24 protein-coding genes and 1 tRNA gene are annotated in these 24,178 nt (G+C 61.7%); 22 read left to right on the forward strand and 3 right to left on the reverse strand.

Translation table 11 applies throughout. The features are described from left to right. Window positions 1-63: 63 nt before the first annotated feature. Both BMW74_RS02520 and BMW74_RS02525 read left to right on the forward strand, forming a co-directional pair. Entirely contained in the window at window positions 64-303 is a 240-nt protein-coding gene (locus tag BMW74_RS02520) for a sulfurtransferase TusA family protein (RefSeq protein WP_093413143.1), read from the forward strand. A 32-nt stretch (window positions 304-335) separates the two neighbouring features. Then, window positions 336-1,406: an AI-2E family transporter gene (locus BMW74_RS02525; RefSeq protein ID WP_093413146.1), complete on the forward strand. Its 1,071-nt coding sequence runs from the start codon at window positions 336-338 to the stop codon at window positions 1,404-1,406. A 62-nt stretch (window positions 1,407-1,468) separates the two neighbouring features. On the opposite strand, the gene BMW74_RS02530 is transcribed toward BMW74_RS02525, so the two are convergent. Then, a complete protein-coding gene (locus tag BMW74_RS02530) occupies window positions 1,469-1,942 on the reverse strand; it encodes a peroxiredoxin (protein ID WP_093413149.1) in 474 nt (157 codons plus the stop codon). An 11-nt stretch (window positions 1,943-1,953) separates the two neighbouring features. Beyond that, on the reverse strand, window positions 1,954-2,514 hold the full coding sequence (locus tag BMW74_RS02535; RefSeq protein WP_093413152.1) for a glycine cleavage system transcriptional repressor: 561 nt from the start codon (window positions 2,512-2,514) through the stop codon (window positions 1,954-1,956). A gap of 329 nt (window positions 2,515-2,843) precedes the next feature. Between BMW74_RS02535 and dapA the strand changes: the two genes are divergently transcribed. From dapA to BMW74_RS02570, 6 genes are all read left to right on the forward strand, one after another. Next, window positions 2,844-3,722 (forward strand): 4-hydroxy-tetrahydrodipicolinate synthase, encoded by an 879-nt coding sequence (gene dapA / locus BMW74_RS02545; protein WP_093413155.1) that lies wholly within the window; start codon window positions 2,844-2,846, stop codon window positions 3,720-3,722. 17 nt (window positions 3,723-3,739) lie between these two features. Further along, complete coding sequence (gene bamC, locus BMW74_RS02550) at window positions 3,740-4,855, forward strand: outer membrane protein assembly factor BamC (RefSeq protein WP_093413158.1); 1,116 nt, start codon at window positions 3,740-3,742, stop codon at window positions 4,853-4,855. A gap of 4 nt (window positions 4,856-4,859) precedes the next feature. Beyond that, window positions 4,860-5,618 (forward strand): MBL fold metallo-hydrolase, encoded by a 759-nt coding sequence (locus tag BMW74_RS02555; RefSeq protein ID WP_093413161.1) that lies wholly within the window; start codon window positions 4,860-4,862, stop codon window positions 5,616-5,618. A 28-nt stretch (window positions 5,619-5,646) separates the two neighbouring features. Then, window positions 5,647-6,360: a phosphoribosylaminoimidazolesuccinocarboxamide synthase gene (purC, locus tag BMW74_RS02560; RefSeq protein ID WP_093413164.1), complete on the forward strand. Its 714-nt coding sequence runs from the start codon at window positions 5,647-5,649 to the stop codon at window positions 6,358-6,360. Window positions 6,361-6,444: 84 nt separating this feature from the next. Beyond that, window positions 6,445-6,534: transfer RNA gene (locus BMW74_RS02565), tRNA-Ser, on the forward strand. A 280-nt stretch (window positions 6,535-6,814) separates the two neighbouring features. Then, on the forward strand, window positions 6,815-7,468 hold the full coding sequence (locus BMW74_RS02570; protein ID WP_093413167.1) for a hypothetical protein: 654 nt from the start codon (window positions 6,815-6,817) through the stop codon (window positions 7,466-7,468). Window positions 7,469-7,601: 133 nt separating this feature from the next. Here the strand turns inward: BMW74_RS02570 and BMW74_RS02575 are convergent, their stop codons facing one another. Continuing rightward, window positions 7,602-8,720 (reverse strand): succinylglutamate desuccinylase/aspartoacylase family protein, encoded by a 1,119-nt coding sequence (locus BMW74_RS02575; RefSeq protein WP_093413169.1) that lies wholly within the window; start codon window positions 8,718-8,720, stop codon window positions 7,602-7,604. A gap of 257 nt (window positions 8,721-8,977) precedes the next feature. Here BMW74_RS02575 and BMW74_RS02580 point away from each other — a divergent pair, with 257 nt between their 5' ends. From BMW74_RS02580 to BMW74_RS02645, 14 genes are all read left to right on the forward strand, one after another. Further along, the gene (locus tag BMW74_RS02580; protein ID WP_093413172.1) at window positions 8,978-10,579 is read left to right on the forward strand and encodes a 5-guanidino-2-oxopentanoate decarboxylase; all 1,602 of its coding nucleotides are present in this window, start codon (window positions 8,978-8,980) and stop codon (window positions 10,577-10,579) included. 33 nt (window positions 10,580-10,612) lie between these two features. After that, window positions 10,613-12,196 carry a zinc-binding metallopeptidase family protein gene (locus tag BMW74_RS02585; RefSeq protein WP_093413175.1) on the forward strand — a complete coding sequence of 528 codons (1,584 nt, stop codon included), beginning with the start codon at window positions 10,613-10,615 and terminating at the stop codon, window positions 12,194-12,196. Window positions 12,197-12,328: 132 nt separating this feature from the next. Then, window positions 12,329-13,144: an ABC transporter ATP-binding protein gene (locus BMW74_RS02590; protein ID WP_305881712.1), complete on the forward strand. Its 816-nt coding sequence runs from the start codon at window positions 12,329-12,331 to the stop codon at window positions 13,142-13,144. Between the two features lie 54 nt (window positions 13,145-13,198). Beyond that, entirely contained in the window at window positions 13,199-13,972 is a 774-nt protein-coding gene (locus tag BMW74_RS02595; protein WP_093413178.1) for a transporter substrate-binding domain-containing protein, read from the forward strand. Window positions 13,973-14,008: 36 nt separating this feature from the next. After that, window positions 14,009-14,722, forward strand: coding sequence for an ABC transporter permease (locus BMW74_RS02600; RefSeq protein WP_093413181.1), 714 nt, complete (start codon window positions 14,009-14,011; stop codon window positions 14,720-14,722). A gap of 12 nt (window positions 14,723-14,734) precedes the next feature. Next, the gene (locus tag BMW74_RS02605; protein WP_093413183.1) at window positions 14,735-15,424 is read left to right on the forward strand and encodes an ABC transporter permease; all 690 of its coding nucleotides are present in this window, start codon (window positions 14,735-14,737) and stop codon (window positions 15,422-15,424) included. Between the two features lie 49 nt (window positions 15,425-15,473). Next, a complete protein-coding gene (locus tag BMW74_RS02610) occupies window positions 15,474-16,655 on the forward strand; it encodes a pyridoxal phosphate-dependent aminotransferase (protein WP_093413186.1) in 1,182 nt (393 codons plus the stop codon). A gap of 250 nt (window positions 16,656-16,905) precedes the next feature. After that, a complete protein-coding gene (locus tag BMW74_RS02615; RefSeq protein ID WP_093413189.1) occupies window positions 16,906-17,856 on the forward strand; it encodes a glycosyltransferase family 2 protein in 951 nt (316 codons plus the stop codon). 3 nt (window positions 17,857-17,859) lie between these two features. Further along, entirely contained in the window at window positions 17,860-18,582 is a 723-nt protein-coding gene (locus BMW74_RS02620; protein ID WP_093413192.1) for a class I SAM-dependent methyltransferase, read from the forward strand. Beyond that, entirely contained in the window at window positions 18,579-18,965 is a 387-nt protein-coding gene (locus BMW74_RS02625; protein WP_093413196.1) for a GtrA family protein, read from the forward strand. The genes BMW74_RS02620 and BMW74_RS02625 overlap by 4 nt, the downstream gene beginning before the upstream one ends. Then, on the forward strand, window positions 18,965-20,623 hold the full coding sequence (locus tag BMW74_RS02630; protein ID WP_256562509.1) for a DUF6311 domain-containing protein: 1,659 nt from the start codon (window positions 18,965-18,967) through the stop codon (window positions 20,621-20,623). Before BMW74_RS02625 ends, BMW74_RS02630 begins: the two co-directional genes overlap by 1 nt. Further along, window positions 20,624-22,735, forward strand: coding sequence for a DUF6311 domain-containing protein (locus BMW74_RS02635; protein WP_093413202.1), 2,112 nt, complete (start codon window positions 20,624-20,626; stop codon window positions 22,733-22,735). Window positions 22,736-22,801: 66 nt separating this feature from the next. Next, the gene (locus BMW74_RS02640) at window positions 22,802-23,716 is read left to right on the forward strand and encodes a LysR family transcriptional regulator (protein ID WP_093413205.1); all 915 of its coding nucleotides are present in this window, start codon (window positions 22,802-22,804) and stop codon (window positions 23,714-23,716) included. A 92-nt stretch (window positions 23,717-23,808) separates the two neighbouring features. Further along, window positions 23,809-24,174 (forward strand): 5-carboxymethyl-2-hydroxymuconate Delta-isomerase, encoded by a 366-nt coding sequence (locus BMW74_RS02645; RefSeq protein ID WP_093413208.1) that lies wholly within the window; start codon window positions 23,809-23,811, stop codon window positions 24,172-24,174. Window positions 24,175-24,178 lie beyond the last annotated feature (4 nt).

Genomic DNA, 24,178 nt, shown 5'->3' on the forward strand with positions numbered 1-24,178 from the left:
GCCGGACAGTGACGTTGCGACCAGATATTCTAGGCAACTCAATCACCTGAACGGAGCGACTCGATGACCGACGCTGTAGTACATGACGCCGAGCTGGATGCCAGCGGGCTCAACTGTCCGCTGCCGTTGCTCAAGGCCAAGATGGCACTCAACGGGCTGGCCAGCGGTGCGGTGCTCAAGGTTATCGCCACCGACGCGGGCTCGCAGCGCGACTTTCGCACCTTTGCCCGGCTCGCCGGTCATACCTTGCTGCGCGAAGAAGACGAAGCGGGTGTCTATCGCTACTGGTTGAAAAAAGCCTGAGTGTTCTCGGGGCCCACGGTTAAGGATTATTGATGTTCAAAGTGCTACGCGACTGGATTCAGCGCTACTTCTCCGACGAAGAGGCGGTGGTGCTGGCCGTTCTGTTGATTCTGGCGTTCACCGCCGTCCTGACCCTCGGTGGCATGCTTGCGCCCGTATTGGCGGGGATGGTGCTGGCGTACCTGATGCAAGGCCAGGTCAGCTTCCTGGAGCGCCTTCGTGTGCCGGCCGTAGCGGCGGTGGGGCTGGTATTCGCGGTGTTCATGGGTGTGGTGCTGGTGTTCATGATCGTGGTGCTGCCACTGCTCTGGCATCAACTGATCACCTTGTTCAACGAACTGCCCGGCATGCTCGCCAAGTGGCAATCGCTGCTGCTGTTGTTGCCGGAACGCTATCCTCACCTGGTATCCGATGAGCAGGTATTGCAGGCCATTGAGGTGGCGCGGGGTGAGATCGGCAAGTTCGTCCAGTGGGCGTTGACGTTTTCGCTGTCCAGCCTGCCGCTGCTGGTCAACATCATGATCTACCTGGTGCTGGTACCGATCCTGGTGTTCTTCTTCCTCAAGGACCGGGCCATGATTGGCCAGTGGGTGCGCGGGTACCTGCCACGTGAGCGGGCGCTGATCACCCGGGTGGCCGAGGAGATGAACCGGCAGATCGCCAATTACATCCGTGGCAAGGTCATGGAGATGGTCATCTGCGGCGTCGTGACCTACATCGGCTTTGTGACGATGGGGCTCAACTACGCGGCATTGCTCGCGTTGCTGGTGGGGATTTCGGTGGTGGTGCCCTACGTCGGGGCCGTGGTGGTGACGGTACCGGTGATGTTGATCGCTTTGTTCCAGTGGGGCTGGAGCGATCAGTTCATCTATCTGATGGCCGTCTACGGGATCATCCAGGTGCTCGATGGCAATGTGCTGGTGCCGTTGCTGTTCTCCGAGGCCGTGAACCTGCACCCGGTGGCGATCATCTGCGCGGTGCTGCTGTTCGGGGGGCTGTGGGGGTTCTGGGGCGTGTTCTTCGCGATTCCGCTGGCAACCCTGTTCAAGGCCGTGCTGGACGCGTGGCCGCGCAAGGAGCCAGAGGTTGCGCCGTTGCTCTAGCCGGCAGGGGAGGGTCTCATCGCTATCCCGTTGGCGATGAGACCTGTTAGGTGCCAGTAGCGTCAGGCCTTGTTCAGCGCCTGAGCCGCAGCGAGCACCGTATCCACATGCCCTGGCACTTTCACACCGCGCCATTCCTGGCGGAGCACGCCGTTCTTGTCGATCAGGAAGGTGCTGCGATCAACCCCCAGATATTCCCTGCCATAGAGCTTCTTCAACTTGATCACGTCGAACAGTTGGCAGACGGCTTCATCCTTGTCGCTGATCAGCTCGAACGGGAACGCTTGCTTGCACTTGAAGTTCTCGTGGGACTTGAGGCTGTCGCGGGAGACGCCGAACACCTCGGTGTTGGCTGCCTTGAACTGGGCGTACTGATCGCGAAAACCCTGGCCCTCGGTGGTGCAACCCGGCGTGCTGTCCTTGGGATAGAAGTAGATCACCACTTGCTGGCCCTTGAGGCTCGCCAGGTTGACGGTCTGCCCGCTGGTGGCAGGGGCTTGGAACGCTGGAACCGGTTGGTCGATAGCAACGGCCATGGAGCGCTTCCTTACATTGGGTTCTGTGGGCGCCACGGTTCGATCAACGCGTCGAGGTTCAGTGCGTCGGCGAAATCCAGGAACTGATCGCGCAGCCAACTGATCTGTACACCGGCTGGCAAGGTCACGGTGAACGTGGCGTTGAGCATGGTGCCGCCAGTCTGCGGGGCCTGGTAGGTGTCGCAGGTCAGGTTCTCCAGCTCGACGTTGTGGTCGATGAAGAACTGGCACAGCTCATTGACGATGTCCGAGCGGTAGGCCGAGCTGACATAGGCCACATACGGCAAGGCTTGCGGGCGGTTCTCAAGGGCGGCGCTGCGCACCACGTTGACGGTGAAGGCGTGCTTCTTGGCCAGGCTGGGCAAGCCGGCTTCCAGGCGTGCCAGGGCATCCCAGGTGCCGGAGATCTGCAGGACCAGCGCGCTGCACTCGCCATGGCGAGTCAGGCGGGAGGTGACCACGGCGCAGCGGTTTTCATGGCTGGCGCGGCACAGGACGTTAGTCAGCTCCATGGGGTTGGCGCCGAGGGCACTGATGACAAGGAATTGTTCGCGAACTGTGGGGGTGGACATGCAGCATTCCTAAAGCGATGAGCGGTCGGTACGTTTATAGGCTCAAGTGTCGGGGTGTGCGTCCGGATGTGACATCGACAAAGCCCGTGCCAGCAGGTTGCGACGAACTCAAGTACGGCGAGATCGATGGGGTGGCAACGCAGGAACGGGGCTTGTGAGGCCGAAAGTGGAGGCTTTAACCCGGTGGATGAGCCAGTCGGTACCGATCAAAGTCTGAAGGGTAGCGAAAAGCGGCGCCAAGGGGAATGGCACGAGCGCAGTACTTCGCTTGTGCAAGCATCTTGGCGCCAGTACCATTACGGCTCTCTTTTTCCGGCAGGAGCGGTTTCATGATTGCGGGCAGTATGGTGGCATTGGTCACACCCATGGATGCACAAGGGCGTCTTGACTGGGACAGCCTCAGCAAACTCGTGGACTTCCACCTGAAAAATGGCACCCATGCCATTGTCGCCGTCGGTACCACCGGCGAGTCGGCAACCCTCGACGTCAACGAACATATCGAAGTCATCCGTGCCGTGGTCAAGCAGGTCGGCGGCCGTATCCCGGTGATCGCCGGTACCGGTGCCAACTCCACCCGCGAAGCCGTCGAGCTGACCCGTAACGCCAAGGAAGCCGGCGCCGACGCCTGCCTGCTGGTTGTCCCGTATTACAACAAGCCGACGCAAGAAGGCCTGTACCAGCACTTCAAGCACATTGCCGAAGCGGTCGATATCCCGCAGATCCTCTACAACGTTCCTGGCCGCACCGCGTGCGACATGCAGGCCGAGACCGTGATTCGCCTGTCTACCGTGAAAAACATCATTGGCATCAAGGAAGCCACCGGCGACCTGAAGCGCGCCAAGGCCATTCTCGATGGCGTGAGCAAGGACTTCATCGTGCTGTCCGGCGATGATCCGACCGCGGTCGAGCTGATCCTGATGGGCGGCAAGGGCAACATTTCTGTCACCGCCAACGTCGCCCCGCGCGAGATGGCCGACCTGTGCGAGGCTGCACTCGAAGGCAACGCCGAGACCGCACGCGCCCTCAACGAAAAATTGATGCCGCTGCACAAGGACCTGTTCATCGAAGCCAACCCGATTCCGGTGAAGTGGGCTTTGGTCGAAATGGGCCTGATGCATGAAGGCATTCGCCTGCCGTTGACCTGGCTGAGCACCCCTTGTCATGAAACGCTGCGGCAGGCCATGCGCCAGTCCGGCGTCCTGGTTTAATTGAGGAAGTACAACGCATGAAGCGACTGGCCGGACTTTCCGCACTTGCCTTGATTATCTCCAGCACCAGTGGCTGCGGATGGGTTTGGGGCCCGGAAGGTTATTTCCGTGACCGTGGTAGCGATTACCTCGAAGCGCAACAGACTGCCCCGATGAAACTGCCGCCGGATGTCCAGGTGGCCAAGCGTCTGGATCCGTTGTTGCCGATCCCGAGCAACGTGGCCGATGACACGCAGAAGGGCGAGTACATCGTTCCGCGTCCGCAGCCCCTGTCGGCCATTGCCGAAGCCACCGACTACAGCCTGCAGAAGAGCGGCGACTCGCGCTGGGTCATGGCCCAGCACCCACCGGCCGAAGTCTGGCCAGTGGCGGTGCAGTTCTTCCAGGACAACGGTTTCCGCCTGGATGAGCAGCGCCCGCAAACAGGCGAGTTCACCACCACCTGGCAGCGCTCGGACGAACTGTCCGCCGCGATGGCCAAGCGCCTGTCCGCCGCGGGCGTCGCCGCCGATGCCGAGACCCGCGTGCGGGTCCGGATCGAGCCTGGCGTGCAGCGCAACACCAGTGAAGTCTATGTGGTCAGCGCCGAGCGTGCTGCCGGTAGCACCGACGATGTCGCCTTCGCCAACCGTTCGGTCAACACGGGCCTGGACGCAGCATTGGTCGACGACATGCTGGTCAGCATGAGCCGCATTGCGGAGAAGGGCGGTTCGGTATCGATGCTCGCCTCGCGTGATTTCGACACCCCCAACCGCGTCAGCCTGAGCGAAGACGGCAGCGGCAACCCGGTGCTCAACGTTGGCACCGATCTCGACCGTGCCTGGTCGAGTGTGGGCCGCGCGCTGGAGTTGGGCGAGTGGCGCGTTGAAGACATCAACCGCACCCTGGGCCTGTACTACATCAACTTGGCCGAAAAAGCCGAGAAGAAAGACGAAAAGCCTGGCTTCTTCAGCAGCCTGTTCGGCAGTACGCCAGCCAAGGAAGAGATCGAAGCCCGTGCCGAGCGCTATCAGGTTCGCCTGAGCAAGGTCGGCGATAACGTCCAGGTGACTGTCGAGAAAAACATCAACACCGTGGCGCCGGCTGAAGTGGCGCGCAAAGTGTTGGGCGTGATTCAAGACAACTTGGGCTGATCCGATGCGTTTCGCCGTTCTCGGCAGTGGTAGTCAAGGGAATGGCACGCTGATAGCCAGTGATGACACCGTCATCCTGGTCGATTGTGGTTTCTCCCTGCGGGAAACCGAAAAACGCCTGCTGCGCTTGGGTGTGAATCCTGCGCAGTTGAGCGCGATACTGGTGACCCACGAACATGCCGACCACGTGCATGGCGTGGGTTTGCTGTCTCGGCGCTACAGTATTCCGGTCTACCTGAGCCGTGGAACCCTGCGCGGGATGCGCAAGCCGGTCGAGCCGGCGGGGTTTGTGGCCGGTGGCGAGCAGTTGCAGATCGGCGGGTTGAGTATCGGCGTGGTTGCCGTTGCCCACGATGCCCTGGAACCGACGCAGTACGTCTTCAGTGACGGCACGCGACGCTTCGGTCTGTTGACGGACCTGGGGTCATATTGTGCACGCGTTGTGCAGGGCTACCAGGGCCTCGATGCATTGATGATCGAGTCCAATCACTGCCGCGACCGCTTGGCCCGTGGTCATTACCCGGTCTTTCTCAAGCAGCGGGTCGGTGGCGAACTGGGACATTTGAATAACCATCAGGCCGCAAGCCTGGTGGTCGAGTTGGGCTGGCAAAACCTGCAACACCTGGTACTGGCCCACTTGAGCAGCAAGAACAACCTGCCACAGCTGGCCCGGCAGTGTTTTGTCGACGCCCTTGGGTGCGACCCGGACTGGCTGCAACTGGCCGATCAAGATTCAGGGCTCGACTGGCGACACATCGCCTAGCCCATCTACTGAGTAAGCGGAGCCCATCATGGAAAAACGTGAAGAACTCTACCGCGGCAAAGCCAAGTCGGTTTACAAGACCGATGACGCCAACCGCCTGATCCTGCTGTTTCGCAACGACACGTCGGCGTTCGACGGCAAGCGTATCGAACAGCTCGACCGCAAAGGCATGGTGAACAACAAGTTCAACGCCTTCATCATGCAGAAGCTCGAAGCTGCCGGCGTGCCGACCCAGTTCGACAAGCTGCTGGGCGACAACGAATGCCTGGTCAAGAAGCTGGACATGATCCCGGTCGAGTGCGTCGTGCGTAACTACGCCGCCGGCAGCCTGGTCAAGCGCCTGGGCGTTGAAGAGGGTATGAAGCTCAACCCTTACACCTTCGAGCTGTTCCTCAAGGACGACGCCAAGGGCGACCCGTTCATCAACGAATCCCACGTCGTGGCATTCGGTTGGGGCACGGCCGAGCAACTGGTTCGCATGAAAGAACTGTCGCTCAAGGTCAACGAGGTGTTGAACAAGCTGTTCGACGACGCAGGCCTGCTGCTGGTCGACTTCAAGCTCGAATTCGGCGTGTTCCATGACGGCTCCATCGTCCTGGGCGACGAATTCAGCCCGGACGGCTGCCGCCTGTGGGACAAGGCCACCGGCAAGAAGATGGACAAGGACCGCTTCCGCCAGGGCCTGGGTGACGTCATCGAAGCCTACGAAGAAGTCGCCAACCGCCTCGGCGTACCGCTGTAATCGACGCAAGCATCTGATAGCACGGAAAAAAATTCGCCAAGGGGGTTCGCTTCCGGCAAATGTACTGTTATGATGCGCGCCGTTGGAGAGATGCCAGAGTGGCCGAATGGGACGGATTCGAAATCCGTTGTACCTTCACCGGTACCTAGGGTTCGAATCCCTATCTCTCCGCCATTATTGAATAAGACTAAGCCCCCGTAATTGTTAAAGATTACGGGGGCTTTTTCGTTTCTGGCGTTTGGGTTAGGGCGCTTTTAGGGCCAGTCATCACGCTTAAGTGTGTGATCCACTTGATGGGCGGTGGCTTGATAGGTTTCTCGCCTTCATGGATGATGGCGTTCTGCCCGGTACGGCTTGGGCATATGGATTTTAACGAGGTGGGGAAAGGGATGAGTTCATCGTTCGCGTTTGGCCTTGTGTGTGTATTGGAAGTCACTGGAGCTAAGGAATAGTCATGAGCAAAAAACCGGTATTCAAGTGTTTGCCTGTCATCATAAGAGACAAAACGGTCAGTTCTCACACCACTGGCTCAGTGACTACGTCCAAGCAGGGTAATAACGTCTCCGTCACAAACAACATCGGCACCGATGTAAAGCTCGAGGTGGTGCTCGAGTTTCCTGACGGTGATTTGTTGCCAACGATTTTGATCAACGAGAGCCTGCACGCGCCTGTTGGGCAAAAGATCCTGATGGCGTTTAAAGAAGGTCAACCCGTCGCTTACCAAGTCACGCCGGTCGGCGCGATTTACCCACTTGGGTACGTGACCCGCAAGAGCACACTTAGCGCTCAAGACGTCATGTTCATGGCGATCCCTATCGGAGGGACTATCGCGGGCGTGGGGATGGCATGTACTTCTGATAGTTATTATGAAGATGGGGAAATGAAACCCTATAACGCTAGCCGCCTCACGGGCGGGCTGGGGTTGGCCGCCATTTCCTTGGGTATTTACGTTACCGGTAGTTGGGTTGCCTATATTGTTGGCACGGCACTGAGTGCCATTCCCAATACGATTTCATGTGTCTATAGCAACATGAAAGAAAACGCAGGTCGCAAGTTAATGCTTGGCGATATCAAGACTGAGTTTGACAAGCTCAAGACTGAGTTGTGATAAGAAAGGCCACTTCGGTGGCCTTCTTTAGCTGAGTGTAGTGGCAGGGGGCGGCACGGTCTTGGTGCCTGTGTCATTACGTTAACGCAATGTTTTCGTCACGCGAGGTCCTGACGGCCTTGATGGTCCGGCCTTATGCCGAAACCACCACGCCACCCTCCAGCGCCTGCGCGCCCGCCACTTTGCACAGCTCAACCCCCGCCGCTGCGAAGCGGATCGCGCTGCGCATGTACATCACGCCACTCACGGCGCTGCACACCACGTGTGTCACCCCGCTGATGGGATCGATCAGGTGCGCCACGGGTTCGTCCGTTTCAATCCAGGCCCCCGGTTGATGCAGGAACACCACCAGCCCGGCGCAGGGCGCACGCAGGGTCAGTGAACCGTTGAATGGTGTGGCGGGCTGGAGCAGGGCGGGCAAGGGCGGTGGCGGGCCTTTGATCAGGCCGCGGTGTTGCAGGAAGGCGTACAAGCCTGCGGCATCGGTGGTTGCCAGGGCGTATTCGACTTGGGCTTCGCCGCGCAACTCGACCGTCGCGGCCATGCAGCCGGCCGGGATCGGGAAGCGTCCGGCGAACTGTTCTGCCAGGCGCCACCACGGTTGGCCGCAGGCCTCGTCGAATGAGCCGGCGCCGCTGCCGTCAGCCAGCAGGGTGGCGCGGGCGCCGAGGTAGCGGGCCAGCGATTCAAGCTGTGCTTGATTGGGCGTTTCACCATAGAGATGGACCACCGCCTGGGCGTCGCAATGCAAATCGAGGACCACGTCGGCGTCATGGGCCAGCAGCAGTTGGGCCTGGCGCATGGAGTCGATTTCGCTGCTCGGTTGCATCTGCCCCAGGGCCTCGCCCATGGCGTGGCGGATGATGCGCTGGTTCTCTTGCGCGTCGTCACCCAGTCGAGCGGCCACGCGTTCGGCGATCATCTGCGCAAGGTCTGGATACCGGCGGTTGAAATTTTCACCGCTGTTGAAGTCGAAGCGCCCCATCGCGTCATGCATCAGCGTCTGCTCCAGCCCGATAGGGTTGGCGATGGGCACCAGGACAATCTCCCCGAGGAGCTCGCCACGGGCCTGGGCCGCGTCCAGCAATTGCCGCAGATGGTGCAGCGCGAGCATGCCGGGCAGTTCGTCGGCGTGCAGGCTGGCTTGCAGGTAAGCCTTGCCGCCAGCCCCAGGCCGACCGTAGTGGAGGCTGATCAACTGGCGTTGGGTACAAGGGGTGCGGGTCAGCAGGGGATGGCGTTCGACGCGCATGGGGTGTTCCTTGTGGGGGCGTGAGGCGGGTCCATCTTTATGAAAATGAAGGCGCCCCACAATCGAATAATTTCCCCGTCAATGGTGAGCGAAATGATCGTGTCAAGCCGTCTGCTGGGGAATGTGTCTGTTCAATAAAATTGGACAATGACGCAAATTAATTTCGATTGATGTAAATATTTAGTCACCAATACTAGAGCCCTCGGTTCAGGTCGCTCTGCACCTGACAACAATAAGAACAAACAAGAGGTGCTCGCATGACCAGTTGTGCCCAGGCGCTCGTTCGCCTGCTTGAAGGCTATGGCGTGGACTCGGTGTTCGGTATTCCCGGCGTGCATACGGTCGAGTTGTACCGCGGCCTGCATGGCAGTTCGTTGCGCCACATCAGCCCGCGGCATGAGCAGGGTGCCGGCTTCATGGCCGACGGTTACGCCCGCGCCAGTGGCAAGCCCGGTGTGTGCTTCATTATCACCGGCCCCGGCATGACCAACATCCTGACCGCCATGGGCCAGGCCTACGCCGACTCGGTGCCGATGCTGGTGATCTCCACCACCAGCCGGCGCGAGCACCAGCGCCTGGGCCACGGTTACCTGCACGAAATGCCCGACCAGCGCGCCGTGGTTTCCGGGGTCTGCGCCTTCAGTCACACCTTGCAGCGTCCACAAGAGCTGCCGGAAGTGCTGGCCCGGGCCTTCGCTCTGTTCAGTTGCGCCCGTCCACGGCCGGTGCACATCGAAATCCCCCTGGATGTGCTGGAGATGTCCGCCGATGGCCTCGACCTGCGTCCACGCACCTTGCCCCAAGCCCCGGCCCCGGCGGCGGTCAACATCGCGGCGGCCAGCCAGTTGCTGGCGGCGGCCCGCAAGCCGCTGATCCTCGCCGGCGGCGGTGCACGCAATGCCGGCCCGGTGCTGCAAGCGCTGGCCGAGCGGCTGCAGGCGCCGGTGGCCCTGACCACCAACGCCCGTGGCCTGCTGGCCCCCGAACACCCCTTGCTGCTCGATGGCGTGCAGTCATCGGCCCATGGTCGTGCGCTGTTTGCCGAGGCCGATGTGGTGCTGGCGGTGGGCACCGAGCTGGGTGAAACCGATTACGACTTCTTTGGCCTCGGGCCCTTGGTGCTGAATGCCCCGCTGATTCGCCTGGACATCGACCCACTGCAGATTCTCGGTGCCGCCCGTGCCGATGTCGGGTTGCTGGGCGATGCCGAGCAGGGCCTGCTGGCACTGTTGGACGTCCTGCCGCAATCCGCCAGCAGCGAGTGGGCAGCGGCGAGTGTGGCCCGGGTCAATGCCGCCGAGCGTGCGGGCTGGAGCCCCAAGCAAAACGTCATGCAGCAGATGCTCGACACCCTGCGCGACAGCCTGCCGGCACCGATTGTGGTCGGCGACTCGACCCAGCCGGTGTACCAAGGCGCGCTGGGTTATCGCGCTCCGCAAGCCAACAGTTGGTTCAATGCCGGTACCGGTTTCGGCACCCTGGGCTACGGCTTGCCCGCCGCCATTGGCGCCAAGCTGGCGATGCCCGATCGCCCGGTGGTCGCGGTGGTCGGCGACGGTGGTGTGCAGTTCTCCAGTGCCGAGTTGATCGCCGCTCGCGAAGCCGGTGCCGGGGTGATCGTGGTGCTGTGGAACAACCACTGCTACGCCGAGATCCGCGACTACATGACCGCTCGCGATATCCCGCCCCTGGGGGTCGACATCCTGCCGCCGGACTTCGCCGCGCTGGCCAAGTCGTGCCATGTGCAGCATCTGCCCATCCGTAGCCGCGAGCAGTTGCGCGAAGTGTTGACCGGTCTGGCCGACACCCGCCAACCCGTGTTGCTGGAACTGGACGCCGCCGCCTTTTTGTCTGCCTGAGTCAACGTTGCCGAATTTTTGGGAGTGAGCTGCATGGAGCTGCAAAAAAGATTTGCCCTGAATTGGATCGACCAGCATCGTCAACAACTGTCGGACTGGCACCAGATCATCTGGCACTACGCCGAGCCAGCGTTTCGCGAGTACAAGTCCTGCGCCTGGTACGTCGAGTTGCTGCGCCAGGAAGGTTTCACGGTCGAGGAGGGCAGCGGCGGCATGCCGACGGCCTTCTGCGCCACCTTCACCAACGGCGAAGGCCCGGTGTTGGCGACCTACGCCGAATACGACGCGGTGCCGGGCAACTGCCAGGCGGCGACCACCCGCAAGATGCCCCGCGACGGCCTGTCGCGGTTTGCCCCGGGCCATACCGACCCGCATTCGGCGCTGGGTATCAGTGCCCTGGGCGGCGTGCTGGCCGCCAAGGCGACCATGCTTGAGTTCGGCATCCAGGGCACCATCCGCTTCTTCGGCGAGCCGGCAGAGAAACTGCGTGCCTCCAAGCCGGTACACGCGGCCAAGGGTTACTACGACAACCTCGACGCGGCGATCAGCTTTCACCCCACCTACATGCTGCCGTTGAACAACACCACGACCTGGGATACCCATTGCGGCATCGCTTATGCGTACATCTACAGCTTCACCTGCGAAGACCCGGAAAACTGGATCGCCGCCGACCGCTACAGCCCGATCCCACAGAACCACCTGGCCGCCCGTGCGCCGGGGGCCAACGATGCGCTGATGCACTTCTACAACCTCAACGAAAGCCTGCGCCGTTCGACGCTGCCGTTCACCGGGTTGTGGAGCTACAACGAAGCGATCCTCACCGCCGGCCAAGCCACCGCCGACAACCTGCCGCCGCACTTGTCGCAGATCCAGTACCTGCTGCGTTGCGACTCGATCGAGCAGGCCGAGACCATCTCCTCGGTGATGGACAACAACGCTGCCGCTGCCGCGATGGCGACCGGCTGCCAGTGGAAGAAGACCTGGGTCTGCAAGTCCCGTGGCGGCTTGCCCAATCATGTGATGGCCCAGGCGACCTACGACAACCTCGCCGCCATCGGAGCTCCGCAGTGGGGCGCCGAAGCCTGCGACCTTGCGCGCGAGATCCAGGTCAACCTGGGCCTGGAACCGATGGCCGAACCTTTCTTGCCGGCGATTGAGCAGTTGATCGATCCCCAGGAGTGCGAACGCCAGATGCGCCTGCAAATGCCGGCGTGGCAGAAGTACCTGACCTCCGACGACTACCCCGAATACACCTGGCATTGCCCGACGGTGCGCTTGCTGGTGGCCCGGCCGATGCTGTCCGCGCCGGCGGGCCATGTGTACCCGGACTGGGTCTCCAATGCGTTGGGCGGGATTCGCGAGACCATCGACCCGATGATCAATGTGGCCTCCAAGACCATTGCCACCACCTTGCTCGACCTGTTCTGCCGTGACGAGTTGCTCAGCGCGGCCAAGGCCGAGTTCGACCAGCGCACGGGCGGCGGCATCGGTGGCGAGCACTGGCAGGCCCCCTTGCTGCCGGCCGACTTCCAGGCGCCCCATCGTTTCCGCTGGCCGGAGTACATCAGCACTGTGCGCGGTGAAGAGTGGTGGATTCCGGCGCGTGAGGACGAGTAAGTCCCCGCTCATCCGGCCACCCCTGTGGGAGCGAGCCTGCTCGCGAAAGCGCAATGCCTTCGCGAGCCGGCTCGCTCCCACCGAGGGGCGCGGGGCCGGCGGATCAAACAACCAGCATTCGAGGAACCAGACGTGCAAGCACTGACCAACGTGAACATCCCGCAGCCTGAAGCGGACACAGCGGTCGTCGCCATTGACGACCTGCACAAGAGCTACGCCGATCACCATGTGCTCAAGGGCATTTCGATGCGCGCCAAAGAGGGCGAAGTGGTGTCGCTGATTGGCTCCAGCGGTTCGGGCAAGAGCACCTTGTTGCGTTGCATCAACCTGCTGGAGATCCCGTGCAGTGGCAGCCTGCGCATCAACGGTGAAACCGTGGGCTTCAAGACCGGGCGCCATGGTGCGGTGCAGGTCGCCGACCCGCGCCAGGTCGAACGGCTACGCACGCGGTTGAGCATGGTGTTCCAGAGTTTCAACCTGTGGCCCCACCGCACGGTGCTGGAAAACGTCATCGAAGCCCCGGTCTACGTGCTCGGCGAGGACCGCAAGGAAGCCATCGCCCACGGCGAGCACCTGCTGGAAAAAGTCGGCCTGATCGACAAGCGTGACACCTACCCGGCGTTCCTCTCCGGGGGCCAGCAGCAGCGGGTGGCGATCGCCCGGGCCTTGGCCATGCGTCCACAAGTGATGCTGTTCGATGAGCCGACGTCGGCGCTCGACCCCGAACTGGTGGGCGAGGTGTTGCGGGTGATCCAGGGGATTGCCGAAGAAGGCCGCACGATGATTCTGGTGACCCACGAGATGGCCTTTGCCCGGGATGTGTCGAGCAAGGTCATTTACCTGCACCAGGGTTTGGTCGAGGAAGAAGGCCCGCCGTCGCAGGTATTGCTTGATCCGCGCAGCGAGCGCTGCCGGCAGTTTGTGATGGCGCAGGACAACCGCGGATAACCCGCAGCGATTTTTTGCACGCTCGATAACACCAACCTGGAAGAGGCACTAACAATGAAAAAAGCCCTGTTGATGACGCTGCAAGCCTGCCTGTTGGCCGGTGTCGCAAGCACCGCGTTGGCCGCCGACAAACTGGTGTTCGGCATCGCCCTGGAACCCTACCCGCCGTTCTCGTTCAAGAGCGGCAAGGGCGACTGGAGCGGTTTCGAACCGGAGATGATCACCGCCGTCTGCGCGCAGATGAAGGCTGAGTGCACCCTCAATGAAATGTCCTGGGACGGCTTGATCCCAGCCCTCAAGTCCCAGCAAGTGGACGTGGTGCTCAACTCGCTGTCGATCACCCCCGAGCGCCAGCAGGTGATCGATTTCACCCAGCCGTACTTCTTCACCCGCGCCCTGTGGATCGGTGATCGCAGCATGGAACTGGTGCCAACCCCGGCCGGCCTCAAGGGCAAGATCATCGGCGTGCAGGGCTCGACCACCCACTCGGCCTTCGTCAAGAAGTACTACGGCGACTCGACCATTCGCTACTACAACGACCAGGACGACATCCTCGCCGACCTGCGCAGTGGCCGGGTCGACATCATGCTGGCTGATCAGTTGGTGGTCGAGCCGCTGTTGGACAAGCCGGACAACTCGATGCTCGCCGGCAAAGGCCTGGCGCCGATCGACCCGCTGTTCGGCGATGGCGTGGGCGCCGGTGTGCGCAAGGGCAGCGATGCCTTGCGCGAGCGCTTGAACGTGGCCCTGCAAGCGATGCGTGACGACGGTACCTACGAAAAGATCCGCGCGCGCTACTTTAAGAGCGACATCACCGTCCTTGAGTAATCCGCTGGTTCAAGTAAGTCCTGTGAAGGGGTGCTCATGACGTTATCTGAAATTTCCCAGCTGTTCTTTACCGACGGTTGGCTGCAGGCCCTGGCCCAAGGCATGGTCAAGACCCTGGGGATTTCCCTGGGCGCCTTTGTCCTGGGCCTGTCGATTGGCTTGGTCGTGGCCATGGTCAAGCTCAAGGGACCACGCTGGATGGTGGTCTGTGCCAATTGCTACACCACCTTGTACCGGGCGGTGCCGGAATTGCTGCTGATTCTGCTGCTGTACTACGCCGGCGCCGACCTGATCAACCTGACCATGGCGGCCCTCGGTCAGCCTGCCGTCGAGATCAACGGCTTCATGGCGGCGGTGGTGGTGTTGGGGATTGTGCAGGGGGCGTACTCGGGAGAAATCATCCGTGGCGCCATCGAATCGATCCCCCATGGCCAGATCGAAGCGGCCCGCGCCTACGGCATCAACCGGGTGCTGCTGGTGCGCCGGGTGATCCTGCCGAGCATGCTGCCGTTCGCCATCGCTGGGTTGTCCAATTTGTGGCTGGTGCTGGTCAAGGAGAGTGCGCTGATCAGCGTGGTGGGCTACAGCGAGTTGCTGACGGCGGGTCGCCAGGCGGCGGCCTCCACCAAGCACTACTTGCTGTTTTACCTGGCGGTTGCCGCGTTTTATTACCTGATCACCCTGGTTTCAAGCTCAGTCTTCCGGCAGGTCGAAGTTCGCTTCGAACGCTGGATGCCACGGCACGCATAGGGGAGGCTCTGCATGAACTTTGATTGGTTGAGCAGTTTTTACGGCGAGTTGGTCAGGGGCGCGGGGCTGACGCTTGAGCTGTTGCTGATCTCGGGTTTCTTCGGTTTCCTGATGGCGGTCGGCGTGGCCCTGGGGCGATTGTCGAAGAACCCGATCCTGGCCAATAGCCTGCGTTTTTACACCAGCGTCCTGCGCGGCACGCCGTTGTTGGTGCAGATCTACGTGCTTTACTACGGCGTAGGCAGCTTGTTCGCCACCTTCCCGTTGATTCGCGGCAGTCTGTTCTGGCCGTACCTGCGTGAAGGTTTCTGGTACGTGGCGTTTGCCCTGACCCTCAGTGTCTCGGCGTATGTCGGCGAGGTATTGCGCGGCGGCCTGCGGGCGGTGCCACGGGGTGAGTTGGAAGCGGCGCGGGCCTATGGCATGCGGCCGTGGCTGGTGTTGCGGCGGGTGTGGATGCCGCGCGCCTTGCAGATGTTGCGCCCGACCCTGGCGGGCGAGAGCGTGATGCTGCTCAAGGCCACGGCACTGGCGTCGACCGTGGCCGTCACCGACCTGCTCGGGGCGGCGAACCTGGTCCGAGCGCAAACGCTACGGGTCTATGAGCCGCTGTTGGTGGTGGCGGTGGTCTACATCATTCTGGCGATTGTGATTGAACAGAGCTTTGCCCGTATCGGCAAAACGCCCCAACGGCAGGCCTGATCCCAAGGTTGATTGAAGCGTCGGCCCGAGGGCTTATAAGGAGTTTCAAATGAAATACTCGTCCATGGTCCAGCGCATCAGCGGTGAAACCGTCACCGCCTGGGATATTCACTACGCGGCATGCGATGCCCAGGCACGGGGTGAAGATGCGATCGTGCTGAGCATTGGCGATCCGGATTTCGCCACCGACTCGGCGATCTGCGCGGCGGCGATTCAAGCGCTGAACGAAGGTGACACCCATTACAGCCACGTGATCGGTCGGCCGCAGTTGCGTGAAGCGATTGCCGCCAAGCAGGCGGCCTTGCTGGGCCTGCCGGTGTCCGCCGACAACGTCGCCTTGGTGGCCGGGGCGCAGAATGGCTTGTACGCCACCGCCATGTGCCTGTTCGAACAGGGCGACGAAGTGCTGGTGCCGGCGCCGATGTACCTGACCTACGAGGCCAGCATCCAGGCCTCGGGCGCGCGCCTGGTGCCGATTGCCCAGCCGGCCGAGAATGATTTCCGCCTGACCCTGGCGGCGATTGAAGCGGCGGTCACCGACAAGACCCGGGGCATCGCCCTGGCCACCCCGAACAACCCGACGGGCAATGTCTACACCTGTGAAGAATTGGAAGCCGTGGCCCTGATTGCCCAGCGCCACAACTTGTGGGTGATCAGTGACGAGGTCTACGGCCAACTCACCTATGATCGCCCACACGTGAGCGTGGCCACGCTTGAAGGTATGGCCGAGCGCACCGTGGTGCTCAACAGCCTGTCCAAGTCCCATGCCATGACGGGCTGGCGGGTAGGTTGGGTGGTGGCACCCACGGAACTGATCGGCCACTTGGATAACCTGTTGCTGTGCATGCTCTATGGCCTGCCGGGCTTTATCCAGGCGGCGGCGCTCAAGGCGTTGGAGGTGGATGAGCGGGTGATCGGCGAGGCGCGGGTGTTGTATCGCCGGCGCCGTGACCTGGTGGCCGAGGGCTTGCGCAACGTGCCGCTGCTCAAGTGCAAAGTCCCCGAGGCCGGCATGTTCATGCTGGTGGACGTGCGCGGCACGGGGCTTTCGAGCACCGACTTCGCCTGGCAACTGTTCCGCGAAACCGGTGTGGCGGTACTCGACGCCACGGCGTTCGGCGCCAGCACCGCCGGCTTTGTGCGGATCTCGTTCACCGTCTCCGATGCAGCCCTGAGCGACGCCTGTGGCCGTATCGCCAGCTTCATCGAGCGCCTCCAGGCCCGTAACTAAACCCTCGATCATGCACCGACCTCTGTGGGAGCGAGCAGGCTCGCTCCCACATTCAGATGTACTGCACCCCTCGAATTGACGCGAATCCACCTCTGGTCAATGGCCGAAACCGCCTCGGTTTCGCCCTTGCATCACCCCTCGCGCTCCTGCTTAATGTGATCCGCACCTGGCCCCGAGACACTATCGGAGGCGGTGGATTGTCGGACAATCACTAATAAGAAAGAGCAATCAATTGACCCATCAGCACGCAATGCCCCTGATTGATCATGTGCGGGTGTCACTTATTGTCCCGGTGTTCAACGAGGCACAAGCCATTGGTTTGTTCCTGGCCAGGATCGATGAGGTGTTCGCTCGCGAAGCAGACGTCAGCCTGGAGATGATCTTTGTCAACGACGGCAGTACCGACACGACGCTGGAGCAACTGCTCGCGTGCCAGGCGAGCGACTCGCGGATCCGTATCGTCGACCTGAGCCGTAACTTCGGCAAGGAAGCGGCGTTGACCGCCGGCCTTGAGGCGGCGAGCGGCCAGGTGGTGGTGCCGATCGATGTCGACCTGCAGGACCCGCCCGAAATCATTGTGCAAATGATTGTCCGGTGGCGCGACGGCTTTGAGGTGGTGCTGGGGCACCGGGTCAGTCGCAAGAGCGACACCTGGGCCAAGAAAACCTCGGCCAACTGGTTCTACCGCCTGCACAACAAAATCTCCGACCAGCCACTGCCGGAGAACGTTGGCGATTTTCGCCTGATGGACCGCTGTGTGGTCGACGCCCTGCTGACCTTGCCCGAGTCGCGGCGCTTCATGAAAGGCTTGTTCGCCTGGGTCGGGTTTCGGACCACCCATGTCGACTACGAACGCAGCGAGCGGATCGCGGGGGAGAGCAAGTTCAATGGCTGGCGGCTGTGGAACTTCGCCCTCGAAGGCATCACCAGCTTCAGTACCGATCCGCTCAAGGTCTGGACCTACATGGGCCTGTTCGTCTCGGTGATTTCCTTCGCCTTCGCCATGTTCATTGTCCTGCGGACCCTGTTCACCGGGGTCGATGTGCCGGGCTATGCGTCGCTGATGGTGGCGGTGACCTTCCTCGGGGGCCTGCAACTGATCGGCATTGGCGTGCTCGGCGAGTACCTGGGGCGCACCTACATCGAATCAAAACGCCGCCCGATATTCCTGGTGCGTCGTCTCTACAACCCAAAGGACTGAACCATGGATCTCAAGGAAACCGACATCCTCGGTTCACGCATCGACCAGCACTGGTACTACGCGTCAAAGGCCGCCGCCACTCGCCGGGTGCTGGGGGATACGTCCTTTCGGACCATCCTCGACGTCGGCGCCGGCTCCGGGTTCTTTTCCCATCACTTGCTGAGCCACACCAGCGCCAGCGAAGCCTGGTGCGTAGACATCAGCTATGACGCCGACTCGGACGCCGACTCGGACGCCAGCACGGCCGGCAAGCCGGTGCACTATCGTCGCGCGATCGATGCGGTTGACGCCGACCTGGTGCTGCTGATGGACGTGCTGGAGCATGTCGATGACGACGTCGGCCTGCTCAAGGCCTATGTCGACAAGGTGCCCTCCGGCAGCCGTTTCCTGATGACCGTGCCCGCCTTCCAGTTTCTCTGGAGCGGGCACGATGACTTTCTGGAACACAAGCGCCGCTACACCCTGACACAACTGGAAACCGTGGCCAGGGACGCCGGCCTGACGGTGCAGCAGGGGGCCTATTATTTCGGGCTGGTGTTCCCGATTGCCGCGACGTTGCGCCTGCTGCCCAACGGCGCACAACCGTCGCCGCCGCGCTCGCAGCTCAAGCAGCATCATTGGCTGGTCAATGCGGCGCTGAAGACCCTGTGCAGCATCGAGCGGCCCTTCATGAAAGCCAATCGCCTGGCCGGGCTGACGGTGTTCTGCCTGGCGCGCAAGCCGTGACGTCAGCCGAACAGTCGGCGTTGATCAAGCGCGGCCTGCGCTTTGCCGTGACCGGGTTGTTGGTCACGGCCCTGCATGCCGTGGTCGCCGTGTTGTTCATCCACTACGTGTCGCCCTTGCCACCACTGGCCAATGGCGTGGCGTTTGCCGTGGCGACGGTGGTGTCCTACGTGATCAACACCACCTGGAGCTTTTCCAGCCGCCTGCACGGCCGCACCCTGCTGCGCTTCATGCTGGTCTCGGTCGCGGGGTTTTTCCTGGCGATGCTGGTGGCCTGGGTCGCACAACGGGCGGGCCTGAATTACTTGTGGGGGATAGGCGCCGTGGCGCTGACCATCCCGGCCTTCACCTTTGTGCTGCATAACTTCTGGACGTATCGATGATGAAGGTTTCAGGCAAGCGGGTGGCAATCGCATTGCTCCCTCTGTTGATGGGCGTGCTGGCGTTTTTTGCGGCGAACGGGCCTTTGATCCTGGACCCGCAAAACATCGGCTGGCTGGGCGGTGGCGATCCGGCGACGCATTACCTGGGGTGGGTGTTCTTTCGCGATGCGCCGTGGAGTTTTCCTCTGGGCCTGAACCCGTCCTATGGCTTGGAACTGGGGAGTGCGGTGATTTTTTCCGACTCCAATCCACTGCTGGCGTTCGTGTTCAAACCGTTCAGTGCCTGGCTGCCGCACCCGTTCCAGTACTTCGGCATCTGGCTGTTGATGTGTTTCGTCCTGCAGGCCTGGTTTGCCTGGAAGCTCCTGGGGCTGGCGACGCCCAACGCAGTGTTGCGGCTGTTGGGGGTGGGATTGTTTCTGTTTTCGCCGCCGATGATCCTGCGCATGGGGGGGCACCTGTCCCTGGCCGGGCACTTCCTGATCCTGGCCGGTCTTTACCTGGCCCTGCATCCCGGTGTACAGAAGCGGCGCCTGGCCTGGGGCTCTCTGTTGGCCGTCACCGCGCTGGTGCATTCCTACTTGCTGGCGATGGTGGCCTTGATCTGGCTGGCTGACCTGGCTGGCAGGACCCTCAAGCAACAAATGACCCGCCGGACTGCGCTCATCGAGTTGCTGGTGTTGTTGGTGGTGGTGAGCCTGAGCTGCTGGCAGGCCGGTTATTTCAGCCTGCGTGACGGCGTGGTGGCTGGCGGCTTTGGCCTGTACCGGATGAACTTGCTGGCGCTGGTCGACTCCGGTGGCTGGTCGTTGCTCCTGCCAGACCTGCGAGAAGGGGTGGGGGATTACGAGGGGTTCAACTTCCTGGGAACCGGGACACTGCTACTGGTGATCTGCGCTGTCCTCGTGCTGTTGCGTGGCAAGGTTGACGGTGGCGCCCTCGTGCGCCGGTTGCCAGCGCTGATGGTGGTGTTGGCGGGGTTGACGGTTTTTGCACTGTCGAACGAAATCGGTATCGGCCTGTTCAATATTCATTACCCGCTGCCCAAGTTTATTGTCAATTTGGCGAACGTCTTTCGTGCTTCGGGGCGCATGTTCTGGCCGGTGTTCTACATCATCGTGTTTGCGGCCATCTTCTTGGTGGTGCGAGGCACCCGGCCGGGTGTCGCGGGGTGCTTGTTGGCCGCCGCGTTGTTGATCCAGGTGGTGGATACCCGCAACGGTTGGATGGGCCTGCATCAGGCTCGGATGGTGCCGCCGGCCAGTGCCTGGCCGACCACCTTGAATGACCCGTTCTGGGCCAGTGCCGCCAGTCATTACACGAAGGTGCGCTCGTTGCCGGCGCTGAACCAGTCAGCCAACTGGCAGGTCATTGCTGACTACGCCGGGAACCATGGCATGAAGACTGATACGGCGTACTTGGGGCGCATGAGCCCGACCGCACTGCAACAGGCTCAGCGAGTCACTCAGCGGCTGCTTGAAACCGGCAAGTACGACCAGGATTCGCTGTATATCCTGGATGACAGCACCGGGCTCGAGGCGGCGAAAACCCTCAATGGCGCCACTGACGTGCTGGTTCGTATCGACGGCCTGCTCGTGCTGGCACCCGGTTGGAAGCAGTGCGCTCAATGCCTGCCACTGCAAGAGGCAGAGCAATAAATGCGCTTCAACTTTTCTGCACGACGCCTAGTCACGGCGATGCTGCCTGTCCTGATGGGACTCGTCGCGCTGCTGATCGTGGCGGGCCCTCGGGTCCTGAACCCAATGAATATCGCCTGGCTGGCGGGCGGAGACCCTGCCACCCACTATCAGGGCTGGCAGTTCTTCAGGTATTCACCCTGGACATTCCCGCTGGGGCTCAACCCCGGCTATGGCCTGGAACTGAGCAATGGCCTGATTTTTTCCGACTCGATTCCGTTGTTCGCCTTGCTCTTCAAACCTTTCTCGGCGCTGCTTCCCGAACCTTTCCAGTACTTTGGCCTGTGGTTCTTGATGTGCTTCGTCCTGCAGAGTTGGTTTGCCTGGAAACTGATGGGGCTGGCCAGCAACAACGTGGCTGTGCGGTTGCTGGGGGCGGGACTGTTCTTGTTCATGCCGGCCATGATCTTGCGCATGGGGGTTCATCTGTCCCTTGCCGGGCACTTCCTGATTCTGGCCGCGCTCTATCTGTCCCTACGCCCGAGTGTCCAGCGACGCCGGCTGGGATGGGGGGTGTTATTGGCGGCATCGGCGTTGGTTCATGCGTACCTGTTGGCAATGGTTTTACTGATCTGGATGGCGGATCTGTTGGCCAGGACCATCGCGCGGCAACTGACATGGCGCAAGGTTTTTCTCGAGTGGCTTGGCCTGCTCGTATTGGTCGCGCTGTGTTGCTGGCAGGTCGGTTATTTCGGCGTGGGCGGCGATGGCCTGGGGAGCTCTGGGTTTGGGTTGTATCGCGCTAACGTGCTGACCTTTTTCAACGCGGCGGGTTGGTCCTATGCCCTGAACGATATCCCGGGTTTTCCCGGCGATATCGATGGCCTGGCATTTATCGGATTGGGGGGGCTGTTCCTGGCTGTATGTGCGTTACCCGTCGTGCTGTCGGGTAACGTCAACGTGACGGCCATCGCACGCAAGCGAGCGGTGCTGTTGCTGGCGGTACTGGCGCTGGCGCTGTATGCCTTTTCCAACCGGGTGGGGGTGGGGTCATGGGAGTTCGGCTATTGGCTGCCGGAGCCACTGATCACCCTGGCGAGTTTGTTTCGCGCATCGGGCCGGATGATCTGGCCACTGATGTACCTCGTGATCTTCAGCCTGCTGTGGGTGGTTGTGCGCGGCCACAGTGCTCGTACCGCCATCCTGTTGTTGGCGGCGGCGTTGGTGATGCAGGTCATCGACACCCGGGCGGGCGGCGCTGCGACGCGCAGCTTCTTGATGGCTTCGCCAGGGTCGACCTGGAAAACGCCGCTAGTGGACCCCTTTTGGCAACGTGCAGCATCGCACTACCAGAAGGTGCGCTGGATTCGCCCCCAAAACTATTCGAACCATTGGATGACACTGGCCGATTACGCCGGTAGGTACCAACTGGGGACGGATGCTGTTTATCTGGCCCGTGTTGATGGTAGTGCCCTGGAACAAGCGCAACGCAAGGCGCGCTTGGCACTTGAAAGCGGAAAGTACGAAGCCAACTCGCTGTACTTCCTGGATCAGCGAAGCGCGCTGCAAGCGGTGGTGAACCACGACAGCAGTGCTGATGTGCTGGCAGTCATCGACGGCTTCAATGTGTTGGCGCCTGGCTGGAAGCGCTGCGCCGACTGTCCGCCCATCAATAACGCCAAGAGTCTGGAGGTTGTGCCACAGGCTCACCCAGGAGAGCGATTGCCGTTCATGACCCAGGGAAAGGGGGCGGACTACCTGGCAAAAGGCTGGTCCCCGAGCGAAACGTGGGGGACCTGGTCAGATGGCAAGGACGCAGAGATCATTTTGCGGCCGACGTCGCAGGTACATTCGCTGTTGTTGGAGGCGTCCCCGTGGCTGGCGCCAACCCTTACCCACCAGGACGTTGCGATTCGCGTCAATGATGTCGCAGTCTTTACGACTCGGTTGACCCAGGCCCAACCCAATATGATCGACATTGCGTTGCCCGCCGAGGTGCGCGAACTCGTCGCCCAGCAAGGCATGTTGCGTATTCAGTTCCACCTGCCCAATGCAGCGAGTCCACAGGCGTTGGGGGTTAGTGAGGATGGGCGCGAGCTCGGGATCGGGATATTGGCACTGACCGTGAATTGATGCCCATAGACGCCACCCACCGAGCCTTTCTACACTGCCCCACGTCTTGGGGACTGGGGGCAGTAGATGAACCGCAATGAACTGCGCAAGGCCGACATCAACCTGATGGTGGTGTTTGAAACGCTGATGCTTGAGCGCAACGTGACGCGGGCGGCGGAGAAACTGTTCCTCGGCCAGCCCACCATCAGTGCGGCGCTCAACCGCTTGCGGGTGATGCTCAACGATCCGTTGTTCATCCGGGTCGGCCACCGCATGGAACCCACTGCCCGCGCCGAAGAGTTGATTCAGTATCTGTCGCCGGCGCTCGATGCCTTGTCGTCGGCCCTGAGCCTGACCCGCGAGTTCGAACCCGCCAGCAGCACCATGACCTTTCGTATCGGCTTGTCCGATGACGTCGAGTTCGGTTTGCTGCCACCGTTGCTCAGCGCCTTGCGCCAGGAGGCGCCGCGGGTGGTGTTCGTGGTCCAGCATGTCGATTACTGGCGCATCCCCGACCTGCTCGCATCCGGCGACATCACAGTGGGCATCAGCCAGACCCGCGGCCTGCCGGCCAATGCCAAGCGCAAATTGCTGCGGCACATCCAGCCCTGCATCCTGCGTGCGGACGCGTCCGACACCCCGCTGACCCTTGATGAATACTGCGCACGGCCCCACGTATTGGTGTCCCACACCGCCAATGTCAGCGGCTATGCCGATGAGTGGCTGGCCGAAATCGGTCGCACTCGCCAGGTGGTGTTGTCGGTGCCGCAATACAGCGCGCTGCCGGCCTTGCTGGCCGGCACCGACCTGATCGCCAGCCTGCCGGACTACACGGCGACGGCGATGGCCGCTTCGGGCTTGCTGTTCAAGGAGCCGTTCCCATTCACCACCCCGACCCTGGACCTGTCCATGGTCTGGCTCAGCCATGTCGACACCGACCCGGCCGAGCGTTGGCTGCGCGCGCGGCTTGAGGCGTTCATGAGTAACCGCGTGCCTGCGTAGCACCTTTGAGTTGAGTCAGCACCCGGTGAGCGCGAGCCAGGGCGCTGTGGTATATCTACGGCCTTTGAATGAGTCCCCAAGGAGCACCGTGAATGCCGCACCTGCACATGGAATACACCGCCAACCTGCCGGAACTCAACGCCGATGTGGCCTTGCTGCGCCTTAACCATGCACTGGTGGCATCCGGGCAGTTTGCCGCTGAATTCGACATCAAGAGTCGGGCGGTGAAGGTCGACACCTTCCGCGTGGGGACCGGTTTGGGCGAGCGCGGGTTTGTGTCCGTGAGGCTGGCCCTGCTGAGCGGGCGCTCGGCACAGATCAAGAAGCAACTGTCCGACAGCCTGCTCGCGGTGCTGCAGGACGTGTGCGCATGGCCGGCCACGGTCGATGTGCAGCTGTGTGTTGAGATTCTTGATATTGACCGCGAGTCCTACACCAAGTCCGCCATCATTCGTTAAGACG

The sequence above is a fragment of the Pseudomonas sp. ok272 genome (assembly GCF_900109995.1).
Taxonomy (GTDB): domain Bacteria; phylum Pseudomonadota; class Gammaproteobacteria; order Pseudomonadales; family Pseudomonadaceae; genus Aquipseudomonas.